1 pseudogene is annotated in these 479 nt (G+C 56.2%); it reads left to right on the top strand.

Annotated features, from left to right (window positions below):
* Positions 1–479, top strand: a pseudogene (locus BKD70_RS25140) (hypothetical protein); the annotation flags it as partial.

The following is a 479-nucleotide window of genomic DNA, read 5'->3' as shown; positions in this document are numbered from 1 at the left end:
CGCGCAAATCGAAGAAGCAAAGCGCATTGCTACGCAGACGGATTTGCTGGGCAAGTATCAAGATGCGGTGCGGGACAGTAATAAGGCCGAGCAGGAGCGGCTAAAGGTTCTGCTCCTTGCGGCATTCTCCGCGCAGAAAGCGGCAGAGGATTCAGCGTCAGCTCAGCAGAAGGCCTTGAAGGATACTGCCGATGCAGCGGAGTTGAGTGCTAAGCGACAAGTAACGGCCATTGAAAAAGTGGCAAGAGCCTCTTACGCGTCGCTGCTTGTGAAGCCTGAGAGCGGGAATCAAAGTGGTTACGGTCTGCTAACAAATGGCGGAACCCCGCCGGAAGCCTCTACCCCCCAGTCAAAGTCGGCAGAGCAGCGCCTTCAGGACTTGCTTGAGCAGATCAATGCCGGCACCACGCCAAACAAGACGAAAACCCCGAAAGGTGACAGTGGTAAAAGCGCGCTAAACGCGGCCATGACTGCCTTCG

Origin of the sequence: Pseudomonas sp. BS-2016 (assembly GCF_001806145.1) — a bacterium.
GTDB lineage: Bacteria > Pseudomonadota > Gammaproteobacteria > Pseudomonadales > Pseudomonadaceae > Aquipseudomonas > Aquipseudomonas lundensis.
The sequence above is the reverse complement of the archived record's forward strand: the minus strand, read 5'-3'. Positions and strand labels throughout refer to the sequence as shown.